The 19,324-nt window shown below is 43.9% G+C and carries 23 protein-coding genes; 4 read left to right on the top strand and 19 right to left on the bottom strand.

Going from position 1 to position 19,324, the window contains the following annotated elements; genetic code table 11:
- Positions 1-28: 28 nt before the first annotated feature.
- The 3 genes from AC787_RS28395 to AC787_RS28385 form a co-directional block, all read right to left on the bottom strand.
- On the bottom strand, positions 29-532 hold the full coding sequence (locus AC787_RS28395; RefSeq protein ID WP_054028632.1) for a ferritin: 504 nt from the start codon (positions 530-532) through the stop codon (positions 29-31).
- Positions 533-627: 95 nt separating this feature from the next.
- A complete protein-coding gene (locus AC787_RS28390) occupies positions 628-849 on the bottom strand; it encodes a DUF1450 domain-containing protein (protein WP_054028332.1) in 222 nt (73 codons plus the stop codon).
- 68 nt (positions 850-917) lie between these two features.
- Positions 918-2,342 carry a S41 family peptidase gene (locus tag AC787_RS28385; RefSeq protein WP_054028331.1) on the bottom strand — a complete coding sequence of 475 codons (1,425 nt, stop codon included), beginning with the start codon at positions 2,340-2,342 and terminating at the stop codon, positions 918-920.
- Between the two features lie 213 nt (positions 2,343-2,555).
- On the opposite strand from AC787_RS28385, the gene AC787_RS28380 reads away from it, so the two are divergent.
- Together AC787_RS28380 and AC787_RS35465 are read left to right on the top strand one after the other, a co-directional pair.
- On the top strand, positions 2,556-3,359 hold the full coding sequence (locus tag AC787_RS28380) for a Cof-type HAD-IIB family hydrolase (RefSeq protein WP_054028330.1): 804 nt from the start codon (positions 2,556-2,558) through the stop codon (positions 3,357-3,359).
- Between the two features lie 24 nt (positions 3,360-3,383).
- Entirely contained in the window at positions 3,384-3,569 is a 186-nt protein-coding gene (locus AC787_RS35465; RefSeq protein ID WP_054028329.1) for a cysteine-rich CWC family protein, read from the top strand.
- A gap of 60 nt (positions 3,570-3,629) precedes the next feature.
- Here AC787_RS35465 and AC787_RS28370 read toward each other — a convergent pair whose 3' ends face one another.
- Positions 3,630-6,056 carry an EAL domain-containing protein gene (locus AC787_RS28370; RefSeq protein ID WP_054028328.1) on the bottom strand — a complete coding sequence of 809 codons (2,427 nt, stop codon included), beginning with the start codon at positions 6,054-6,056 and terminating at the stop codon, positions 3,630-3,632.
- 182 nt (positions 6,057-6,238) lie between these two features.
- On the bottom strand, positions 6,239-6,718 hold the full coding sequence (locus tag AC787_RS28365; protein WP_054028327.1) for a Fur family transcriptional regulator: 480 nt from the start codon (positions 6,716-6,718) through the stop codon (positions 6,239-6,241).
- A 228-nt stretch (positions 6,719-6,946) separates the two neighbouring features.
- On the opposite strand from AC787_RS28365, the gene AC787_RS28360 reads away from it, so the two are divergent.
- On the top strand, positions 6,947-7,195 hold the full coding sequence (locus AC787_RS28360; protein WP_054028326.1) for a type B 50S ribosomal protein L31: 249 nt from the start codon (positions 6,947-6,949) through the stop codon (positions 7,193-7,195).
- A gap of 89 nt (positions 7,196-7,284) precedes the next feature.
- On the opposite strand, the gene AC787_RS28355 is transcribed toward AC787_RS28360, so the two are convergent.
- The 9 genes from AC787_RS28355 to AC787_RS28315 form a co-directional block, all read right to left on the bottom strand.
- A complete protein-coding gene (locus AC787_RS28355) occupies positions 7,285-8,067 on the bottom strand; it encodes an SDR family NAD(P)-dependent oxidoreductase (RefSeq protein WP_054028325.1) in 783 nt (260 codons plus the stop codon).
- Positions 8,068-8,097: 30 nt separating this feature from the next.
- Positions 8,098-8,526, bottom strand: a complete 429-nt coding sequence (locus AC787_RS28350) for a DUF4265 domain-containing protein (RefSeq protein WP_054028324.1) — start codon at positions 8,524-8,526, stop codon at positions 8,098-8,100.
- 21 nt (positions 8,527-8,547) lie between these two features.
- Positions 8,548-8,844, bottom strand: coding sequence for an antibiotic biosynthesis monooxygenase family protein (locus tag AC787_RS28345; RefSeq protein WP_054028323.1), 297 nt, complete (start codon positions 8,842-8,844; stop codon positions 8,548-8,550).
- 349 nt (positions 8,845-9,193) lie between these two features.
- Positions 9,194-9,724: a DinB family protein gene (locus tag AC787_RS28340; RefSeq protein ID WP_235561150.1), complete on the bottom strand. Its 531-nt coding sequence runs from the start codon at positions 9,722-9,724 to the stop codon at positions 9,194-9,196.
- Positions 9,684-10,193 (bottom strand): HugZ family protein, encoded by a 510-nt coding sequence (locus AC787_RS28335; RefSeq protein WP_054028322.1) that lies wholly within the window; start codon positions 10,191-10,193, stop codon positions 9,684-9,686. The genes AC787_RS28340 and AC787_RS28335 overlap by 41 nt, the downstream gene beginning before the upstream one ends.
- A gap of 21 nt (positions 10,194-10,214) precedes the next feature.
- Positions 10,215-10,991 (bottom strand): ABC transporter ATP-binding protein, encoded by a 777-nt coding sequence (locus AC787_RS28330; protein WP_054028321.1) that lies wholly within the window; start codon positions 10,989-10,991, stop codon positions 10,215-10,217.
- The gene (locus AC787_RS28325) at positions 10,992-11,987 is read right to left on the bottom strand and encodes a FecCD family ABC transporter permease (protein WP_082361227.1); all 996 of its coding nucleotides are present in this window, start codon (positions 11,985-11,987) and stop codon (positions 10,992-10,994) included.
- A 17-nt stretch (positions 11,988-12,004) separates the two neighbouring features.
- Positions 12,005-13,000: an ABC transporter substrate-binding protein gene (locus AC787_RS28320; protein WP_054028319.1), complete on the bottom strand. Its 996-nt coding sequence runs from the start codon at positions 12,998-13,000 to the stop codon at positions 12,005-12,007.
- Positions 13,001-13,299: 299 nt separating this feature from the next.
- Positions 13,300-13,533: a hypothetical protein gene (locus AC787_RS28315; RefSeq protein WP_054028318.1), complete on the bottom strand. Its 234-nt coding sequence runs from the start codon at positions 13,531-13,533 to the stop codon at positions 13,300-13,302.
- Positions 13,534-13,898: 365 nt separating this feature from the next.
- Between AC787_RS28315 and AC787_RS34540 the strand changes: the two genes are divergently transcribed.
- Positions 13,899-14,060 (top strand): hypothetical protein, encoded by a 162-nt coding sequence (locus AC787_RS34540; protein WP_162839334.1) that lies wholly within the window; start codon positions 13,899-13,901, stop codon positions 14,058-14,060.
- A 162-nt stretch (positions 14,061-14,222) separates the two neighbouring features.
- On the opposite strand, the gene AC787_RS28310 is transcribed toward AC787_RS34540, so the two are convergent.
- The 5 genes from AC787_RS28310 to AC787_RS28290 form a co-directional block, all read right to left on the bottom strand.
- A complete protein-coding gene (locus AC787_RS28310) occupies positions 14,223-14,924 on the bottom strand; it encodes a PIG-L family deacetylase (RefSeq protein ID WP_054028317.1) in 702 nt (233 codons plus the stop codon).
- The gene (locus tag AC787_RS28305) at positions 14,921-15,232 is read right to left on the bottom strand and encodes a DUF1806 family protein (RefSeq protein WP_054028316.1); all 312 of its coding nucleotides are present in this window, start codon (positions 15,230-15,232) and stop codon (positions 14,921-14,923) included. Before AC787_RS28305 ends, AC787_RS28310 begins: the two co-directional genes overlap by 4 nt.
- A 130-nt stretch (positions 15,233-15,362) precedes the next feature.
- Positions 15,363-15,818 (bottom strand): DinB family protein, encoded by a 456-nt coding sequence (locus AC787_RS28300; protein WP_054028315.1) that lies wholly within the window; start codon positions 15,816-15,818, stop codon positions 15,363-15,365.
- Between the two features lie 169 nt (positions 15,819-15,987).
- The gene (locus AC787_RS28295) at positions 15,988-18,072 is read right to left on the bottom strand and encodes a transglycosylase domain-containing protein (RefSeq protein WP_235561149.1); all 2,085 of its coding nucleotides are present in this window, start codon (positions 18,070-18,072) and stop codon (positions 15,988-15,990) included.
- A gap of 177 nt (positions 18,073-18,249) precedes the next feature.
- Positions 18,250-19,320 (bottom strand): sulfate ABC transporter substrate-binding protein, encoded by a 1,071-nt coding sequence (locus tag AC787_RS28290; protein WP_054028313.1) that lies wholly within the window; start codon positions 19,318-19,320, stop codon positions 18,250-18,252.
- Between the last annotated feature and the right edge of the window lie 4 nt (positions 19,321-19,324).

Here is a 19,324-nt window from a genome sequence, read left to right as displayed (position 1 = left end):
TAATTCATACATTATAGTTGTGTCCTGCTTATACTGCTGGAGGAGTGAAGGAACGTCCAGCGAACTCAGCATCAAGCATATAGAATGCATTGCTATCCTTGTCGATGCGTTTCAGCTTATGGATAATATTATCAAACAGCGCTTCTTCTTCAACTTGCTCATCGATAAACCATTTGAGGAAGTTGATCGTTGCGTGCTCGCGATCGTTGATCGCAAGGTCAGATAAATTATAGAAACGTTTCGTATTTTGCTGTTCATGTCCGTAGCCCTGCTCAAAAGTGTCCAGAATGGACGAATATTCGTTATTCGGCTCTCCAAGAGCAGAAAGCGTAGCCCGACGACCACGGTCATTCAGGAACTTGTATATTTTCATTGCATGAAATCGTTCTTCCTCAGCCTGTATAATGAAGAAGTTAGCGAAACCATCAAGACTTTCACCTGAACAGTATGCCGCCATTGCAAGATACACATGCGCTGAATAAAATTCAAAATTCATCTGTTCATTTAATGCTTCTGCTAATCCATCATTCATGCTCATGCACCTCAGCTTTCCTAGATTGTACTCATTCTAACATAAAAATAAAGAACGGCAAATGCCGTTCTTGTTAATTTATTCAAATGAAGTTGCTATCCAATCATTTTTTTCAATCGCTTATAGAGCTTCTCTGCGGACGGCGCGCTAACCGTCTTCGACTTAATCACGACGAAGCACTCTAGCTTGCAGGTTTTGCAATCGCCAAGGCAATCACTTTTTTTCTGCTTAATATTCGGATATCGATTTTTCATAGCCTTATAAATCGGCTCCAAACCGTTCTTGAGATTCCGTCTGCAATACTTAATCTTCTTCATAAGATACACCCCGCAGCGCAACGAAGGATTTGCTTCCTATTTGATGATAATGATTATCATCCCCGTTGTCAACTGCGATTTTTAAGAACGTCTAACCCTTTAATAAGTTGACTGTCCTCACGTCCAAGCTTCTCGCGCAGACGTTCCAACAGCTTATACCCCGTTTTGTCATTAAAGCTGCCCGTAGCCTCCAGCTTCTCAGCTGTCTGGAATTCGCTTAATGCTTCCGCTGTTTGTTTATCGAACATGCCTTCCTGCCCTGTAGGAGAATAGCCGAGCTCCTTCAACATCATCTGCAGCGTCTTTACATCCTCGCCATAGCTTCCTATCTTCATATGTGTACCGATTGCAAGCGGTCTTAGCTTCGTATATTCAGGGAGAGCTACCGCAAAATCCGGTGACACGCCTGTTTTGTTAATCCAAGTACCGCCCGGCGTCTTCCACTGTGCTTCCGTTAAGCTTAAGACAGAACCGTCTTTAAACTGATTAAATGCTTGTACAACACCTTTGCCATACGTTTTTTCACCGATGACTGTCGCTCCCGCTGATTCCTTTAATGCAGCCGTAAGCACCTCGCTCGCACTCGCAGATTGACCATTTACGAGGACGGCAATCGGAACTTTCCATTCTTTCTTCTGATCTGACTTATAAGAAATCGTTTGCCGCTCATTTTTGTACACGACATTCAAAATAACCTTATCCTTTGGAATAAGCTTGCTCGCAATCTTAATGGTCGGCTGCAGCAAGCCTCCTGGATTGGATCTCATATCTAGCAGCAACCCATTAAGCGGCTGCTTAGCCTGCAGTTCAGTAATTGCAGCCTCAAATTCGTCTGCTGTTTTCTCTGCGAAACGGCTAATCGTAACATGCCCGATACCGCCTTCTAGAAGCTCAGAGGTTACCGTATGTACCGGAATAGCTTCCCGCTTCAGAGTTAATGTGATCGGCTCAGCTTGATTCGCGCGCTGAATCTGTAGCGAGACTGATGTTCCTTCCTTACCTCTAACGAGACCGAGCAGCTCCTCAAACGTCTTTCCAGCCAGCTTCTGATTATCTACCGCAATGATAATATCGCCCGCCAGCAAGCCGCCTCGCTCGGCAGGAGCTCCCTTCGTGAGATTGGTAATGATGAACATTCCTTCCTCTTCGCGCAGTTCAGCACCAATTCCATATATTTCACCCTCATAGGATTGGGTATAGGCATTACCCTTCTCCTCAGCCAAATAACGGGAATACGGGTCCTCAAGCGAGCTAACCATGCCTGAAATAGCTCCGTTAATTAGCTTCTTCGGCTCTGCGCCATTTAAATAGTCATTCATGATTTTGTTGTATGAAACCGTAAATTGTTTAAAGGTTGGCTCCTTCAGCATCGGATACTGATTACCCATCCAGAAAAATCCTATTGCAAAGCCAAGAGCAGTAAATAACACAGCTCCCATTACACAGAGAGTCAGAAATCTTTGTTTCGCTGCAGCTGATGTAAAATAGTTCATCTGTTCATCTCCTTAAAAGTTTTACGAAGTAAAACTTACTTCGAAAGCATACGCTTAGTTTTGTGAAGCAAAACTTACTTCGAAAGCATACGCTTAGTTTTACGAAGTAAAACTTACTTCATAAGTACGCTTAGTCTTGAATGTCTGGATCATTTTAGCTACAATCAACCTATTCTTAAATATAGAGAGCTGGAGAGGAGCTTCACCGCTAGTATGTATAAACTTATCGCTATTGATGTTGACGACACGTTATTAACGGATGACCTAACCGTAACGGAAGGCACAAAGCGTGCCATGGAAGCTGCTATTGCCCAGGGCGTAACGGTTACACTGGCAACAGGCCGCATGTTTGCTTCCGCTCAAAAAATCGCAAAACAAATTGAACTTAATGTTCCTATTATTACCTATCAAGGAGCCCTCGTCAAAACACTGCTTGATGGACAAGTATTATATGAAAGAAACGTACCGATTGATGCAGCTAAAGAGCTTCACGCCTTCGCTGAGGAGAACGGTTTGCACCTGCAGCTTTACGTAGACGATGAGCTTTACAGTACACATGACAATGACAAAATCAAAGCTTATTCTAAGCTTGCCAATATTCCTTACAAAATAGAGCCTGACTTCAACAAATTGCTGGACTTTCCGATGAACAAAATGCTTATAATCGACGATCCTGCTCGTCTTGATGAAATCGCTGAGCAGCTTAAGCCCCTTATCGGTGATCGCGTGCATATTACCAAATCCAAAGCACATTATTTAGAGTTCATGCATAAGGAAGGTACAAAAGGGCATGCCCTGAAATTTATGGCCGAGCATCTTGGTTGTACGATGGATCAAACGATCGCGCTTGGCGATGCATGGAATGACAATGAAATGATTATCGCTGCCGGTCTCGGAGTAGCTATGGGTAACGCCATTCAATCGCTGAAGGATATTGCAGACTATGTGACGTTTTCAAATAACGAGGAAGGCGTTCGCCACGTAATCGAGAAGTTTGTGCTTAACGTATCCGAATAACAAAGCAAGGAGGCGAATGCGTTCATGAATTGTCCCCTTTGTAATGAGCCGAACGATTGCGCTATGGAAGAAAGCTCCGCATCGAAGGATTGCTGGTGCTTCCAGAAATCCTTTCCTAGCGAGCTTCTTGAGGCCGTTCCTGTAGAGCTCAAAAACAAAGCCTGCATCTGCCGAAATTGCTTGAGCAAAACGGTTGAAGAGCATAATTAAGAAGCTGTCTCTGAAAGGTTAATCACCTTTTAGAAACAGCTTCTTTTTTAAAAAGATTGCTTACCGCGCTGGCACAAAAAACCGTTCTTCCACAGCACTTGCGGTCAACGGCTTGCTGAAATAATAGCCTTGAATCTTTCTGCACGAATTGTCGGTTAAAATATCCAACTGATCCTTCGTTTCAATTCCCTCCGCAATAACTTCCATGTTCAAATGCGCAGCCATTGCAATGATGGTTGACACAATAGCTCTATCATCGCTGTTATTCGTAATATCACGGATGAAGGAACGATCGATCTTAACTTTTTGAATAGGGAACATTTTTAAATAGCTAAGTGAGCTATAGCCTGTCCCAAAATCATCTAAGCTAATGCGAATCCCATATTCGTTTAGTTGGTTTAAAATACTGCTAGACAATGCAGCGTCCATCATCATGCTTTCTGTTATTTCCAGCTCTAAATATTGTGGCTCCAAACCTGTCTCCTGCAATATAGCCATTATATAATCCGCAAGTTTAGGCTGATGGAATTGCTGAGAAGATAAGTTTACCGATATAGGGATGAGAGGGCCTCCCTCTACATGCCACAACCGCATTTGTTTACAGGCTTCGCGCAGCACCCATGTTCCCAGTTCATAAATGAGACCGGTCTCCTCTGCAAGCGGTATAAAGACTCCCGGATTTAATAATCCTCTGGTCGGATGCTCCCAGCGTACAAGCGCCTCCATACCAATCATAGCATGATCCTCTGTTCGGATTTGCGGCTGATAATGGAGCAGCAATTCGCCTCGTTCGATCGCTTTTCGAAGATCGCCCTCTAACTCGATTTTTTCCTGCAATACTCGGTCAAGCTCGCTAGTAAAAAACTGATAATCGTTTTTACCTTTTTTCTTCACCTCATACATAGCTGTATCGGCATTTTTGAGCAGCTGCACAGCATCCTGCCCATGACTTGGAAACAGCGCAATCCCAATACTCGCGGACACATAAAAATCACTGTCCTTTAATCGATACGGTGCTTGGATGCACCTGATAATCTGCTCTGCCAACCGCTGAATCGTTTCTTGCGACACGTAATCACGGCATAGCAGCGTAAACTCATCTCCGCCTATGCGAGCAAGCATAACATCATGCCCTGCTACAGCTTGTTGAATGCGTCCGCTAACTTCCTGCAAAAACTGATCGCCGACCATATGCCCGAGCGAATCATTAATTATTTTAAAACGGTCGATATCGAGCACCATGACCGCAAATCTCGAATCGCTTGTGCTGCTCTGTTCAATGGTCTCAGCAATCGCTTGATTAAACTTGCGACGATTTGGCAAACCTGTCAATTCATCATGAAAGGCTAAATGATTGATTTTCTGCTGCGCCCGTTTCTCAGCGGTTATATCTTTAAAAATAATATAGCTGCCTACCACTTCACCATCCACTACAACAGGCACATTAGCAACACTCAGCTCAATTCTCATCCCATCAGCACGGATGATGGAGGTTTCGTGATTCAATGTCTCTCCCTCAAAGGATCTTTGAAACATCTGCTTTACACGCTCTTGATCCTCATTCACAATAATCCCACTCAATGTGGAAATCGATTGATGCATAACCTGCTTGCTGCTGAAACCCGTTATTTTCAAAGCATTTGTATTATAACTGATGACACGGTACTGCAAATCAACAGAAACGATACCATCCTGACTATTCTCGTACAAGGATTTATACCATTTTTCATTTTGCTCAATCTCTGTATCCTTATGGGCAAATCGCTTCGAAATATATATGCCAAACAAAGACAGCCCAAGCGTAAAAAATATACCTAGCGCAATGATGTAGGCCAGCCAAGTTTGATCCAAAATAACGCCTATAAACAAAGCCGTCTTATTGCTGTTATGGAAATTAGCTGCGATCATTCCCGTATAATGCATACCAACTATCGCAGCCCCCATAATAGCGCCGCTTCCAAGCTTTTTCAACCATTGTCCTTTCTGTCTATCCTTACGGAAATAAAACGATAGCCAAAGAGCCGCAATGGATGCCACAAACGCGATAAGAATAGAGAGTATAACGATGATCGGATTATAGGATATAGGTATGAGCATCGCAGACATGCCAACATAGTGCATAACAGTGATGCCTGTAGCAAGCAATACTCCGCCAGCAAGCAATTGCGATCTCGAGAGCTCGCTTCGACCAACAACATATAGTGCAGTAAACGCCGCCCCGATAGCTGCAATTACCGAAATGAGCACGATAACCAAATCATATTGGATGGGGAAAGGAAGCTTTAATGCGAGCATGCCGACAAAATGCATCGACCAGATTCCCATCCCCATAGAAGACGCGCCAAACATAAGCCAGCCTAGCTTTGCGCCTCCTTTGGAAGTGCTCACTCTTCCTGCTAAATCCAGTGCTGTATAGGAAGCCATTACTGCTATAATATATGAGAAAATAACTAATAAACTATCATATGTTCCATGAACATGCTCCATTAAATCTCCTCTATTCTGTGTAAGGTGTTTATCTGCTAGAGCATTCTTACTATTATACAATAATGTTTTGAAACATTTTTGAAAAATTTTGAATATTACAAGGTTTGCAAGAAGTGAATGAAAAACAAAAAAAGAGCCTCTCCAACTTAGTGGAGAAGCCCTTCTCATAAACGTTTATTAAGTTAAGATACAGCTTTATTTGTACGTTTGCATTCACCCTTGCTGCATGACTGGTAGTTACCTGTAAAATCAAGCCGATGATCTGTAACGATAAAGCCATACTCCCGTTCAATCCGCTGCTCAAGCTCTAACAGCCAATCCTCTTTAATTTCTGTCAGCGAACCGCACTTTTCACAGATTAGATGATGATGCATATGCTCATGATCTTCACCACGAAGGTCATAGCGAGCTACACCATCGCCGAAGTTCATTTTCTCTACGACATGAAGCTCTGCAAGCAATTCAAGTGTCCGATATACAGTGGCTAGACCGATCTCGGAATTTTTCCGCTTAACGAGCATGAAGACACCTTCTGCGCTTAAGTGATCCATATCGTTCTCAAGCAGCACTCGCAATATAATCTCACGCTGAGTTGTCAGTTTATATCCATTCGCCATCAAATGACGATTTATTCGATCCGTTTCTGCTGTGATATTTAACATGCAGAGCTACCTCCTTTTATTGAAAAGCCAGTACATGAAAACATTCCACTTTATGTAAAGGCTTACTTTTAGAATGATTATAATTTAATGGTAGTATACTTTTGCGAATTTAGCAAATACCATATATTAATACGCGTTTGAGCGAGCTCCTTGACACCGAAAACGTTTATCATCTATAATACAAAAACAGTTGATCGTAATTATTACTAATAAAAGGTGGGGATTAAAATGAAAAATGGTATCCATCCTAATTACCATCAAGTATTGTTTTTTGATGTGAGCAGTGGCTACAAGTTTTTGACGGGCTCAACCAAATCGTCCAATGAAAAAATGGAGTGGGAAGACGGCAACAGCTACCCAGTAATTCGCGTAGATACCAGCTCCGCTTCGCATCCTTTCTATACGGGCAAACAACGCAATACCGATAAAGGCGGACGAGTTGACCGCTTCAACCAACGGATTCAACAAAAGAAATAAAAACAACTAATTATAATAGCTCCAAACAGATCCGTTCAATACGGTAAACTGAATGGAGCTTTTTTCGTTACTAATTCAAGTATAGAAGATTAAAGCACCGCTGAAATGCCTCCATCAATATTAACAGACGTACCGGTTACGAAGGATGCAGCTTCAGAAACGAGAAAGCCAATAACATTCGCTGCTTCCTGCGCATTACCGATTCTTCCCAAAGGGATGCCATGGCTTTTGTCTGCTGCGAATTCATCCCAGCTAAGCTCAGGTGCCTTCGCTTGCCACATCCGCTCGATCTGAGCGCTGCGAATAAGCCCTATGCAAACCGCATTTACTCGGATTTGATCAGCTGCCAGATCCTTGCTCATCGCTTTGGTGAGCGCAAGACCCGCCGCACGGCTAACAGATGTTGGAAGAGAAGAAGCTCCTGGCGTTTTCCCGCCAATCGCTGTAACGTTGACGATAGCTCCTCCGCCTGCTTTGCGCATATGCGGCAGCACCGCACGCGCAAAATGTACTGCTCCAAGCAGCTTCAAATCAAGATCCGCTGTCCATGCGTCCGTCTCCACCTGATCGAAAGGCTTTGCTGCTGATGTTCCTGCATTATTAACAAGAATGTTGACCCCGCCAAAACGTTCGATGGTCTGCTCAACCGCTCTAGTGACATCCTCAGGCCGCGATACATCCGCACTGATTGCTAACACCTCTTTGCCTGTCCGTTCCTTAATTTGCTCCGCTGCGCTGCGCAGCGACTCTTCCTCACGTGCAACAATGGCTATCTCAGCGCCTTCTGCAGCCAGCAACAGCGCTGTAGCCAGTCCAATGCCTTTGCTTCCGCCCGTAATGACAGCGATTTTCCCCTTTAAACCAAGTTCCATCTATATTTCCTCCTTCTCTTTGCATTTCATTTATTTTCCAACTGCTTTGATCACCTTTTGTACCTCATTGTTAATATCAATTTCCGAATGAGCTGGTAAATTCACGATAAAAATACCGCCAAATACTTGCTGCGACTTTCCTTGACACTCTCGAATTTTATTTTTTAATAGTTTCAGCTCTAATGAATAGATGACTTCTTTGCTTAACAGCCAATTATGTCTTGTGAACGTTGATTTTTCAATCGTTTCTATGTACATGGAAACATCCTTGAACGCTTTTACACGGATTACGTCCCCAAAAGCGACATTTTCCGTAAAAACAGGATTTTCTTCAATGCGATATAGGTCATCACCTAATTGTACAACATCCAGTATCTCGACCTCTTGACCTACACCATCGAAGCAAAGATGTAACGGTATAAAATCTTGAATGCTTCTCACCTCTATGTCTATTTTCAATGATGGCTCTAACCATTCACTCTAGCTAATATCCACATTCGTATAATGCTCCACGGTTGGGAACGGATCATAGAAGTGATGCAGCAGACTCTTCCATTCCAAATACTCCTCAGAGCCGCGAAAACCAATCGTATGATCCTCCAGCGTTTCCCATCTTACGAGCAATATATATTTCTGATCCACTTCCATGCATTTCTGCAATTCATGGCTTACGTAACCCTTCATACTTGAAATAATAGTTGACGCCACTTTGAAATTACGCTCAAACTCCTCTGATAGTCCCTCTTTCACCTGCAAGGAAGCAACCTCTAGAATCATCTTAATGTCTCCTTTCATTATATCTATCTAGCATGTCCGTTCGATAATAGACTAACCGGATAAATCTACAATATTGTTTTGAACGGTATATATAATATATTGATGATTCCATATTTCCGTTTACACCATTTCATATATATTATAAGTAATCCTGCACATAAGGCAAAGAGACATATTATCGTTGCTAGCGCAATCTTCCATTTTTTATTCTCTTTTCCATTCTACAACCCGCTTATCCTACATTCCTATTCGAGCTAATGAATCAATTCCCTTTTTCTTAAAATGAACTTATGGACGATATAATAAAAAAAGCCTCAGAGAGTGGTCTCTGAGACTTCTGTCGCGATATCTAGGTGGCTGTCTCCACTTTGGGAGCAATTTTCTGAATAAGAGAGATTTGACCTGCATGGATACCGGTGTGATACATTAAACGGCCAACAGCTTCAAGTGGCGTGGAAGCGCCTATCGGGCATTCTACAGTTTGATGCCATTTCTCTTCGGGAAGCTCGGTCATCGCTTTAATCAGATGGTCATTTGAGGATTCCAACAGCTCGATTAGCTCCTGCAAATTATGATACGTTGCTTTGCTCCCGGCAGCGCCCCTGCTTGTCGTGATTTCCAGTCCTTCCGGCATGCTTCTTCCGAAGAACCAGTCCGCGAACATATATTCAACTTCCGCATTGTGACGAAGCATATAACCTATTGAGTACGCCTCAAGCTTTAGTGACAAATCCTGCTCTGGCAATGCTTTGACCGTTTTATGAAATCTTTCCTGAATAGCACGCCAAACAGGCAGTACCGTTGTAATTGTCATAATAAAGTCCGCTCCTCTGCTCTTATTAAGCTTTCTTCGCTTGTGCGTGCCCATCTCTTGCAACATGCTCAAACTTCTCTCCTGACAAGTCGATGTCGTAAGCCTGACCGAAGCCTGCTACATAACGGCCTTCCGAAACCGTCAGCTCAAACAGCGAGAAATCGAGGCCACGAAGCATACCAATCATGTTTTTGCCGAAGGTTTGCTCAAACCGTTCAAATACTTCAATATGTCCTTCATTGCCAATATTGACCGCATTGCATACGAAGCGAGCGCGCTGCCTTGCAAATAAGTTCGTAGTCTGTGACTCGTCCTCGAGCAGCATAACGTCCACTGATGGATTGGCCTCCATGTACCGGAAATGATGAGCGATTCTACTGATATAGATGTAAAGCTTACCGTTGTACTTAACAAAGGGAGCATAGGAGACGAAAGGTTTTCCCTCATCGTCGATTGTACCCAGCACGACCGATTTCAAGCTTTCCGTAAAGTTCAAATAATTTACCTTAATCATTTCAATATCCATTGCCTTCATTCGTCATCCCCGCTTTTCTCATTAAATTTTCTTCAATACGTGAATTCGTGGGCTAGCGTTTTCGGGCATATGCTGAATCTCCGTTTCTACGCCATAGACGTTCCGAATCAGCTCCATCGTGAATACATCCTGCGGCTTGCCAAATACATGTTTATCACCATTCTTAATCACACAAACCCTATCGCTATAAGCGCTTGCATGATTCAAATCATGCAGCACCATGATAACCGTCAGCTTCAATTCACGATTAAGTCTCCGCACCAGCTCAAGCACTTCCAGCTGATGTGCGATGTCCAAATAGGTGGTTGGCTCATCGAGTAGAAGCACCTTAGGCCTTTGGGCGAGCGCCATTGCAAGCCATGCCTTTTGTGCTTCTCCTCCAGAGAGGGATACGATAAGTCTGTCTTTAAAATCCATCATACCTGTCTGTTCAAGCGCCCAATGTACTACCTTATAATCTTCGGCATCAAGTCGCTCATACCATTTTTTATGGGGAATACGGCCATAACCGACCAGTTCCTCCACCGTCATGTCTGACGGACTGACGTTCTTCTGACATAGCATACACAACATTCGTGACACTTGCTTTGTACTTAGAGCGCGCAGCTCCTGATCGGCTATGCATACACGTCCGCTCTCACAAGGAATCATTCTGGAGACCGCTTTGAGAATAGTAGACTTGCCGGAGCCGTTAGGGCCGATAATCGATACGACCTCTCCCTCATTCACATCAAGTGAAAAGTCGCTCACAATCGTACGATCCGCATAACGAATATACAACGATTGAACCTTTAACAATTATACCCCTCCCTTGCGCATCAAATAGAGAAAGTAAGGCCCTCCCGCCAATGCCATAACAATACCCGCAGGCACCCCTACAGCACCGAATGCGGTCCGTCCGATCGTATCTGCGACTAATAGAACTAACGCTCCAAGTATTAAGCTAAGCGGCATCGTATGACGATAATCTGTGCCAATCAGCAGGCGAGCCATGTGTGGTACGATTAAGCCGATGAATCCCACGAGCCCAACCGTCGACACGGAGACCGCAGCTAGAAATACAGCCACAAACGACAGCATAAATCGAATTCGACTAAGATTTTGCCCTAAGTTATGTGCTACCTGCTCGCCAAGGCGTAAAATATTTGCTTGACGTATGCACAGTAGAGCCGCAATCCATCCAGCGATAGAATAAGGCAATATAACTAGCACATCGCCCATTCCTTTACCAGATAAGCTTCCGTTCATCCATTGCAAAGCGCCTGGTAACTTATCACTGTACTTGATGGAGAGCAAGCCGATCACTCCGCCAAATACTGCATTTACAGCTACACCAGAAAGTATGATGCGAACCGGTGTGAATCCCGTTTGCTTGTTCCACGCCCATGCGTACACCATTCCCGCTGCAATGCCGCCGCCAATGATAGCAGCTAACGGAATCATCGAAGAGTAGCTGGGTACCACCAGCATAATGAATAATACTGTAACCGCCGCTCCAGATGACACACCCGTTAATCCTGGGTCCGCCAGCGGATTCAGCATAACGGCTTGAAGCAGCGCGCCAGATGCCGCCAAATTCGCACCGATAATTAGCGCTAGAAACACTCTTGGTATACGAATGTCCCAGAGTACTGAGTTTGAGGCTTCGTTCCCATTCCCCATAATGGCTCGCAAGGTAGAGACTAGGTCAAACTTCGCGCTGCCCAAAGCAACAGAAACTAAAACAGCCACTATAAGGAGCACAAACGAGAGAGCTAGAAGCGTCGTTGTTCTCGTCTTTTTGTTATCCGTCACCTCTAAGCTCCCCCTCATCAGTTGTACAAAATGCTAGCCAAATCTTGATAAGCTTTTGGCGCATTCACCAATGAAGCGATGCCATATAGATTATAATCAAGTGCGATCAGTTTGCCATTTTTGAAAGCGTCCAGCTTCTCCCATGCACCGTTTTTCTTCACATCTTCTTCAAGCTTCTTCGTTACAGCGGAAGGATCTCCGTGAGCAACCAGCAGGATCACATCAGGATTAGCAGTAACGATACTTTCCATATCAAGTGGTATGTATGTTTCTTTCATTTTCAACACGTCAGATAAAACATTGGTTGCGCCGAGTTTTTTCGCCAAGCTGCCTACGAAAGTGTCCTCGTTCATAAACATTAATGATTCAGCAGATCCAAATAACAGCATAACGCTTGGTGCATCTTTGCCTTCTGCAAGCTTAATTGCAGTATTCTCTTGTTCGATCAGCTTCAGCAAAACCTCGTTTGCTTTATCCTCTTTGCCATACACACGGCCCAGTACAACTGTACTAAGCTTCAACTCCTCCAAGGAATCAGCTGGCAGATAAGCAGTTGGTAAATTTGCGGGTTTAAAAGATTTATCAAGACTATCCTTGATTGAGCTCGGTCCAAGGATCACACTTGGCGTAAGCTTCGCAATTTGCTCCAAATCCGGCTGATGTGAGGAACCAATGCGCGGCAAGCTGTCAAAAGCCTCTGGCAATTTGCTCTTAGTCGTCGGTACACCTGCTGGCTCTATCCCCAGCTCATGCAGAAGCTCTGTTATCGCTACCGATATCGTCACGGTAGTTGCCGGAACCTGATTGTTGAACTGTGCAATCAATTCCGCTGCTTTAGTCTCGTCTACTTCTATTTTAGCCTCGGTTACCGGACTATCGCTAGCAGTTGGACTTGGCTGCTCTGTTGCTGTATTCTCAGTACCCTTCTCCGATGTACTCGTATTGTTACCGCATGCAACCGTAGTTGCCAATAATAAAGTCATAATTCCTATCTTCCAATCTGTCAATTTCACTTTACTTCCCCCTGTATGATAATGATAATTGATATCATTCATTTGATACCGTTTCTCATTATACAGCGAATGAAAATCATTTTCAATTAGTATTTTTCATAATAGATAATCCCTCTGAACATTCGTCACATCATACGCTAATCAAAATAAAAAAATGCCAAGGACAGTCGCCTGCTCCCTGGCATCATACAATATTTCTTTTCTTTTTTTCGCTAAAATTCTCTTCCTCGCCTAGCTGTGATCAAGCAACTGTACTGAACAATGCATGTCCATGTTGTTGACATCCTTGCTCTATTTGATTAAGCCTGCATGACAGATTGAGATGATTTCTCGTATGCCTCCGCCAAAAAAAACGTGAAATCCTCACGTTTATTCAAAAACTGCTGATATTGTACCAAAGCGATTTCATCATCCGAGTTTGTCTCCAAATAAATTTCCAACTCCGCTATCGTCTGTTCAATTTCATATAGACTGTCTCTGCTGCTATGACTCTTCTCCATGCTTAGCCGTAATGGCTTCCGTGCTTCGTTCAAATTATATGCCTCCTGCTGCCCTATTCTATTGTTTTGCAAAATAAAGGTGTACTTGCAACAATAGGGCTTCGTTTACTAAGATATTCAGAACTCCGGAAATGAGAACCTCTTTCGTAATAAAACGGGTTAAAACAAACTTTTTTTCTCATTGTAAAATAAAAGCAATGCCAATTCCGCCATTATCCATCTTCCTCATCACAGATTCAATGGTACAAATTGATTAGGTTACCATTTACCTATTTCGACTATTTCCCAAGAAATGATCGAAAAATATCGAGAAATGTACCCTTTTCTAAACATCATTGATTCATCTTCTGCCCGGCAGGGTATTCAATAATAACCAAATCACTGAAGGAGTGATTCAAATGACTACAAGGCAACAAAATTTAGAAATTGAAGAAAGACATGTGGAGAAAAAATCAGATTCAAGCTTAGTGGCGTCAACATTCATCAAATATGCTGCCTACATTATCATCTTCTTCGGGGCTCTTTACTTTCTGGTCCGTTATGTATTTCCGATGTTTTAAGCAAAATAAAAAACAGGCAGCCATCCAGCAGATTAAGCTGCTGGATGGCTGCCTGTTACGTATGTAGAAACAGGAAATTTGAAATAATTAATTTCATGAGACATAAGAAAGCGCGAAAAAACCATTGTAATCCATCGTTAACCTTCTAAAAAAAGAAGGTTTTTAAAACAAATCATCCACAGTTATTGGAAATGATGTTCGGTGCCCTGTTATAAAATACTCATACTTGCCAAACCGCGCCAACGCCGCACTATCCGCTTCCCATACCCACTCGTCTATTTCGGTTTGACAGCGATGCGCACGAAATGCAGCTAGCTTAGCCTCTAACTGATGACGCACATCGATTTTGACAATGTCCTGCTTCGTGTAACCAAATCGTTCCGGGGCATCCATCATATCGCCGAAACTGATGAAATAAAGAGCACCGGGCTGCTTTGTAAGGTGGAAAGCCGTAGTTGTAGCCTTACCGATAGCACAGTGATCAGGGTGCCCGCCTAAAGTTTCATGGAAAGTGAGTACAACATCCGGTTGAATCTCGTTCATTAGTACGCCTATTTTTTCAATGAGGCTCTCCGAATCGTAAAACTCAACCATTTTGTCACGGATATCAAAAAAAATAAGATTCTGAATGCGAAGTGCCTCGCAAGCGTTCCGCAGCTCTTTTTCCCGGATCTCCGGCATAGTTTCTCGATTTACATAGGGTGGGTTACCCATTCGGCGTCCCATTTCGCCACGTGTTGCACTTACGAGAGTTATTTCAACACCCATGCTTGCATACTTTGCCAGCGTTCCACCGCAAATAAAAGACTCATCATCAGGATGCGCAAATACAGCTAATAGCCTTTTAACAGCTTTTTCACTCATTCCGGAAACGGCTCCTTTCCGAGTTGCAGAGCAACGTTCATCCTGCCTTTATCATCATAACCCGCCAGTAAAAGCTTCACATCTACCGTTACTTCATAATGGGTAAGTGCTTCTGTACGCAGCCAACCAAGCTCATCAAACCGGAGAGCTATCCGGTACGGTCCCTCACCAGCTATATGAGCTTCAGTAAGGCTGACTTTGAAATTTCGGACAAAGACGAAGGAGGTTGCTTCACTGTGAATATAGACCTCCTGCGCTATAAATGCTTGAAACGCAGTTTTCAATGCTAAGCTATTTATTTTAATCATAGTCGCTTCATTCCAATTCTATAAATTGATAGGAGCATCTAAGTATGATGAGACCAAAAAAAGAAGGAGTTGTTTCATCAGACCAAAGGCCTTATGTATAAACTCCTCCTTTTTTATAATACGCTGCCTTTTATCGGCTTACGAAAAACGGCAATGTTTCGATTCCAAGCAAGCGCAAATAGATAAACAATTGACCTTTGTGATGAATTTCATGATCCTTGGCATTTTCGAGCAAAACGATTCCGGGCATAATCATGCCATGGAAATCGATCTCTTTATCCAACTGCTCATCCGAAAGAGATTCAAGCAATGCTTTTGTTGAAGCGGTATCCGCTGCTACGATCGTTTTCAGCTCTTCAATCGTTTCAACTTGTTTAGCTGTTGAAGGAGGAGTGAATACGCCGTTTTTCACCGTTTGTGCGAACATATCCATTGCTCCATTGATATGTAATACAAGTGTGGACAACGACATTGCTTTTTCCCAAGGCTTATATTGGATATGCTCATTTTGTACAGTATCTAGCAAAGCAAGCAAAACTTTACGATGGTTTAACCAGTTCGAAACAAAAACATTCATTGTTGTCATAGGATAATTCTCTCCTTTTTCAATCGAAAATTAATTAACAATAAAAAAAATAGTTAATAGCTTATTCATTATACAACGCTTATCCGACAATTGCATTTTTTCCTGAATAATCTACCTCTTATTAATATCCCGTTCGTTTTTAGTTACGGTCATCATCATCATCATTCCTTCAATTGTCCTTATCATGATCACGCCCTTTTCCTTTATCTTTATCATTTTCTTTCTTTCTATCCTTTTCTCGCTCTTTCCGCTCCTTCCTGTCATCCTTCTCTTTTTTCTTATCACGTTTCTTATCAGAATCATCTTCGTTCGATGTATTATTTTTCTCTTTATCCTTATCCTTATCCTTCTTCTTAGGCAAAAGATCCGGTGCCTTAGGAAACGGTATGACCGCCTCATCCTTCAATGCTTCTGCGAATATAGCTTGGAATACGACAGCAGCAGCCTTCGAGCTCGTCGACAAATAGTGGCTGCTGTCACTCTTATCGTATCCGAGCCACACCGCACCTACAAGCTGCGGCGTATAGCCGACAAACCAATTGTCTTTTGCGCCATATCCCGTCGTGCCGAGCATCTGCGTCGTTCCGGACTTTCCAGCAAGAGGGCGACCCTCGAGCAGTGCTGCAGTACCCGTACCTTCTTTGATGACACCCTCTAGCATGGCTGTCATCGTTCGGGCAATTTCAGGCTCTGTTACTTTCACACTGCCTTCGCTCTGCTTGAATTCAGCCAGCACGTTGCCGTCAGCGGATTCAATGCGTGTAATCGTATGCGCATGGTTGCGAACGCCATCACTTGCGAATACACCAAAGGCTTCGGCCATCTGAAGCGGCGATACACCTTCATGAAGACCGCCGAGTGCAAGCCCTAACGAGCGATCCTCATCTGTCAAAGGAATACCGAAACGCGCTGCGGCATCCCTTCCTTTATCAATACCCATTTCGTTAAGTAGTTTCACAGCAGGTATGTTGTAAGAGTTAATCAGCGCTTCATAAAGCGATACCCTTCCATGAAAGGTACCGTCTGCGTTCTGAGGCTCGTAACCGTTAATGTTAATTGGTTCATCAACAAGATTGTCGCTAGGCTTATAACCAAGCTCAAGTGCAGGCGTGTATACAGCGACAGGCTTGATCGTTGAGCCAGGCTGACGTTTCAGCTGCGTTGCTCGATTAAAGCCGCGAAACGGCTGCTCCCCTCTACCTCCTACGATCGCCCGAATCCCGCCGTCACGCGGATCAATCAGAACAGTTCCGCTTTGGATAAGCTGGTCTGCGGCACTTTTCGGGAATAGAGCTTTATTCGCATAAACCTTTTCCGCCGATTGCTGCATTTTCGTATCCAAAGCGGTATAGATCCGCAGTCCGCCCTGCAGCACTTCATTTTCCGATAATCCATATTGCGTCATAGCCTCGCGGATGATCTGATCCACATAATAAGGATAGTTGATGTCATCTACTCGGTTAGGCTTTGAGCTTAATAATTGTACAGGCTCATGAATTGCCTTATTGTAAACTTCCTCACTTATCAACGCTTGTTCTTTCATAAGTTGAAGAACCACATTTCTTCGATTTTGCGCTTTATCCAAATGCTTATATGGAGTTAATGCAGATGGAGCCTTAATCAGACCAGCGAGCAGCGCAGCTTCCGCTACGGTAAGCTGACTTGGCTGCTTGCCAAAATACGTTTTCGCCGCTCTATCAATTCCCCAGGCACCTTCGCCATAATAGATCTGATTGAGGTACATTTCCATAATATCCTCTTTGCTGTAGTTTTCCTCAATCTTCTTCGCAAGAAGCACCTCGTCCCACTTCCGCGACCAGGTTCTCTCATGCGACAAAAAAACATTTTTGGCCAGCTGCTGTGTAATCGTACTTCCGCCCTGTACGGTGCCGCCTGACGTCATATTGGTCCAAAAAGCCCGGCCGATTGCCCGCATGTCCATTCCTTCATGCTCGAAATAACGTCTATCCTCTACCGCAACTACAGCATCCACCATATGCCTCGGTATGTCTGCATAGTTGATTTCTTCGATTTTATTGAAAGAAATACGGGTTGCTTCCGTTCCCTGCTGATCATACAAAATCGTCGCAGCCGGCAATGGCACCTCAAGCTGCCCAATATCCTGCTTGGCGATCAGCAAACGAAATGCTCCCCATCCGCCCAGAACAGCGATGATAAGCAAAGCTGCACCTATGATCACAAAATATTTTATCCTACTCTTTCTCTTTTTCAATGTTTGATTCCTTCTCATCATTTCTCCCCCTTGCACTTGCTTCTCTCGGTTCTACAATATTCGCAGTAGGATTACATTTTTAGTACGTTAGACTCAATAACTGCCTATAGACACAAAAAAACCTCTGTTCCCAATGCCTCTCGTAAAAACGAGAGGCATTGGGAACAGAGGTTTACTAATTGTTGCTCACGCATCATATTAAAGATCAGCGAGCACTTGATACCAGACACCTTTTTTGGAATAAAGGTTTTCTCTAACCTCGGACCAGCCGCCTAAATAGGAAACGTCAAACAGATCATCCGGCACAACATAACGATCTTTGGTGTCCGCAGCTACCTTCTTGTCTACTGAGCGGAATCCATGCTCGACGAAGAGACGCTGCGCTTGCTCCGTTTGCAAATAGGCAATAAAGGCTTCGGCTACCTTGCGGACGCCATGCTTATCCGCATTTTTATCCACGATAGCTGCTGGATTCTCGATCAAAATCGTGCTTTTTGGAACGACGATGTCATAATTGACGCCCTTCTTAATTCGAGCGAGCAGCTCGTTCTCGTAAGTAACGATGACATCGCCAACGCCATATTCGAAAGCCGCCATCGATGCGCGTCCGCTCTTATCAAGCGACTCCACATTGGCATGGACTGCTTTTAGAAAACGTTTGGCATATTCGGCATCCTTCGTACCGGTCTTCTCTTCAGACTGCTTAAGGCCAGCGCCATATATGGCGTTAATGTCCCACTGCGCACCACCCGATGTTTTTGGATTCGGATACAGCACCTTCACGCTCTCGCGTGTTAAATCATCCCAATCCTTAATGCCGAGTGGATTGCCGGTACGGGTCCCTAATACAACAATGGAGTTCGTGATCATGCCGTTATTGTTCTGCGCCTTCCAGTCATGTGTAATGAAACCGGCACTGGCTATTTTGTCGAGGTCGCCTTCCATAGCAAGCACTGCGACGTCGGCTTCAAAACCTCCAGCTATCGATCGAGCCTGCGTTCCTGAAGCCTCATACGATTCCTGAAATACTACCTTCTGCCCCGTCTCCTGCAGCCAATATTTTTGGAATGCAGGCAGCAAATCCGCGAAAGCGTCCTTCACCACCGAATACGCACCGATTACAAGTGTAACATCGCCGTCCTGTACGGTAGACCCAGTCGCATTGCCGCTCGTCTGCTCATCTTTACCGCAGCCAGCCGATACGAGCAGCATAACCGCAGCAAGCAGCAGCACGAACATGCGCTGACTTGTTACCAGATTGATTTTCATATTC

The organism is Bacillus sp. FJAT-28004 (genome assembly GCF_001280845.1).
In the GTDB taxonomy this organism is placed as follows: Bacteria; Bacillota; Bacilli; order Paenibacillales; family Paenibacillaceae; genus Pristimantibacillus.
The sequence above is the reverse complement of the archived record's forward strand: the minus strand, read 5'-3'. Positions and strand labels throughout refer to the sequence as shown.

What these genes read in the sequence shown, in the direction of transcription:
- AC787_RS28395 (WP_054028632.1), bottom strand. Translation starts at nt 532, where the DNA reads ATGAATGATGGATTAGCAGAAGCATTAAATGAACAGATGAATTTTGAA.
- AC787_RS28390 (WP_054028332.1), bottom strand. Translation starts at nt 849, where the DNA reads ATGAAGAAGATTAAGTATTGCAGACGGAATCTCAAGAACGGTTTGGAG.
- AC787_RS28385 (WP_054028331.1), bottom strand. Translation starts at nt 2,342, where the DNA reads ATGAACTATTTTACATCAGCTGCAGCGAAACAAAGATTTCTGACTCTC.
- AC787_RS28380 (WP_054028330.1), top strand. Translation starts at nt 2,556, where the DNA reads ATGTATAAACTTATCGCTATTGATGTTGACGACACGTTATTAACGGAT.
- AC787_RS35465 (WP_054028329.1), top strand. Translation starts at nt 3,384, where the DNA reads ATGAATTGTCCCCTTTGTAATGAGCCGAACGATTGCGCTATGGAAGAA.
- AC787_RS28370 (WP_054028328.1), bottom strand. Translation starts at nt 6,056, where the DNA reads ATGGAGCATGTTCATGGAACATATGATAGTTTATTAGTTATTTTCTCA.
- AC787_RS28365 (WP_054028327.1), bottom strand. Translation starts at nt 6,718, where the DNA reads ATGTTAAATATCACAGCAGAAACGGATCGAATAAATCGTCATTTGATG.
- AC787_RS28360 (WP_054028326.1), top strand. Translation starts at nt 6,947, where the DNA reads ATGAAAAATGGTATCCATCCTAATTACCATCAAGTATTGTTTTTTGAT.
- AC787_RS28355 (WP_054028325.1), bottom strand. Translation starts at nt 8,067, where the DNA reads ATGGAACTTGGTTTAAAGGGGAAAATCGCTGTCATTACGGGCGGAAGC.
- AC787_RS28345 (WP_054028323.1), bottom strand. Translation starts at nt 8,844, where the DNA reads ATGATTCTAGAGGTTGCTTCCTTGCAGGTGAAAGAGGGACTATCAGAG.
- AC787_RS28340 (WP_235561150.1), bottom strand. Translation starts at nt 9,724, where the DNA reads ATGTTGCAAGAGATGGGCACGCACAAGCGAAGAAAGCTTAATAAGAGC.
- AC787_RS28335 (WP_054028322.1), bottom strand. Translation starts at nt 10,193, where the DNA reads ATGAAGGCAATGGATATTGAAATGATTAAGGTAAATTATTTGAACTTT.
- AC787_RS34540 (WP_162839334.1), top strand. Translation starts at nt 13,899, where the DNA reads ATGACTACAAGGCAACAAAATTTAGAAATTGAAGAAAGACATGTGGAG.
- AC787_RS28310 (WP_054028317.1), bottom strand. Translation starts at nt 14,924, where the DNA reads ATGAGTGAAAAAGCTGTTAAAAGGCTATTAGCTGTATTTGCGCATCCT.
- AC787_RS28305 (WP_054028316.1), bottom strand. Translation starts at nt 15,232, where the DNA reads ATGATTAAAATAAATAGCTTAGCATTGAAAACTGCGTTTCAAGCATTT.
- AC787_RS28300 (WP_054028315.1), bottom strand. Translation starts at nt 15,818, where the DNA reads ATGACAACAATGAATGTTTTTGTTTCGAACTGGTTAAACCATCGTAAA.
- AC787_RS28295 (WP_235561149.1), bottom strand. Translation starts at nt 18,072, where the DNA reads ATGATGAGAAGGAATCAAACATTGAAAAAGAGAAAGAGTAGGATAAAA.
- AC787_RS28290 (WP_054028313.1), bottom strand. Translation starts at nt 19,320, where the DNA reads ATGAAAATCAATCTGGTAACAAGTCAGCGCATGTTCGTGCTGCTGCTT.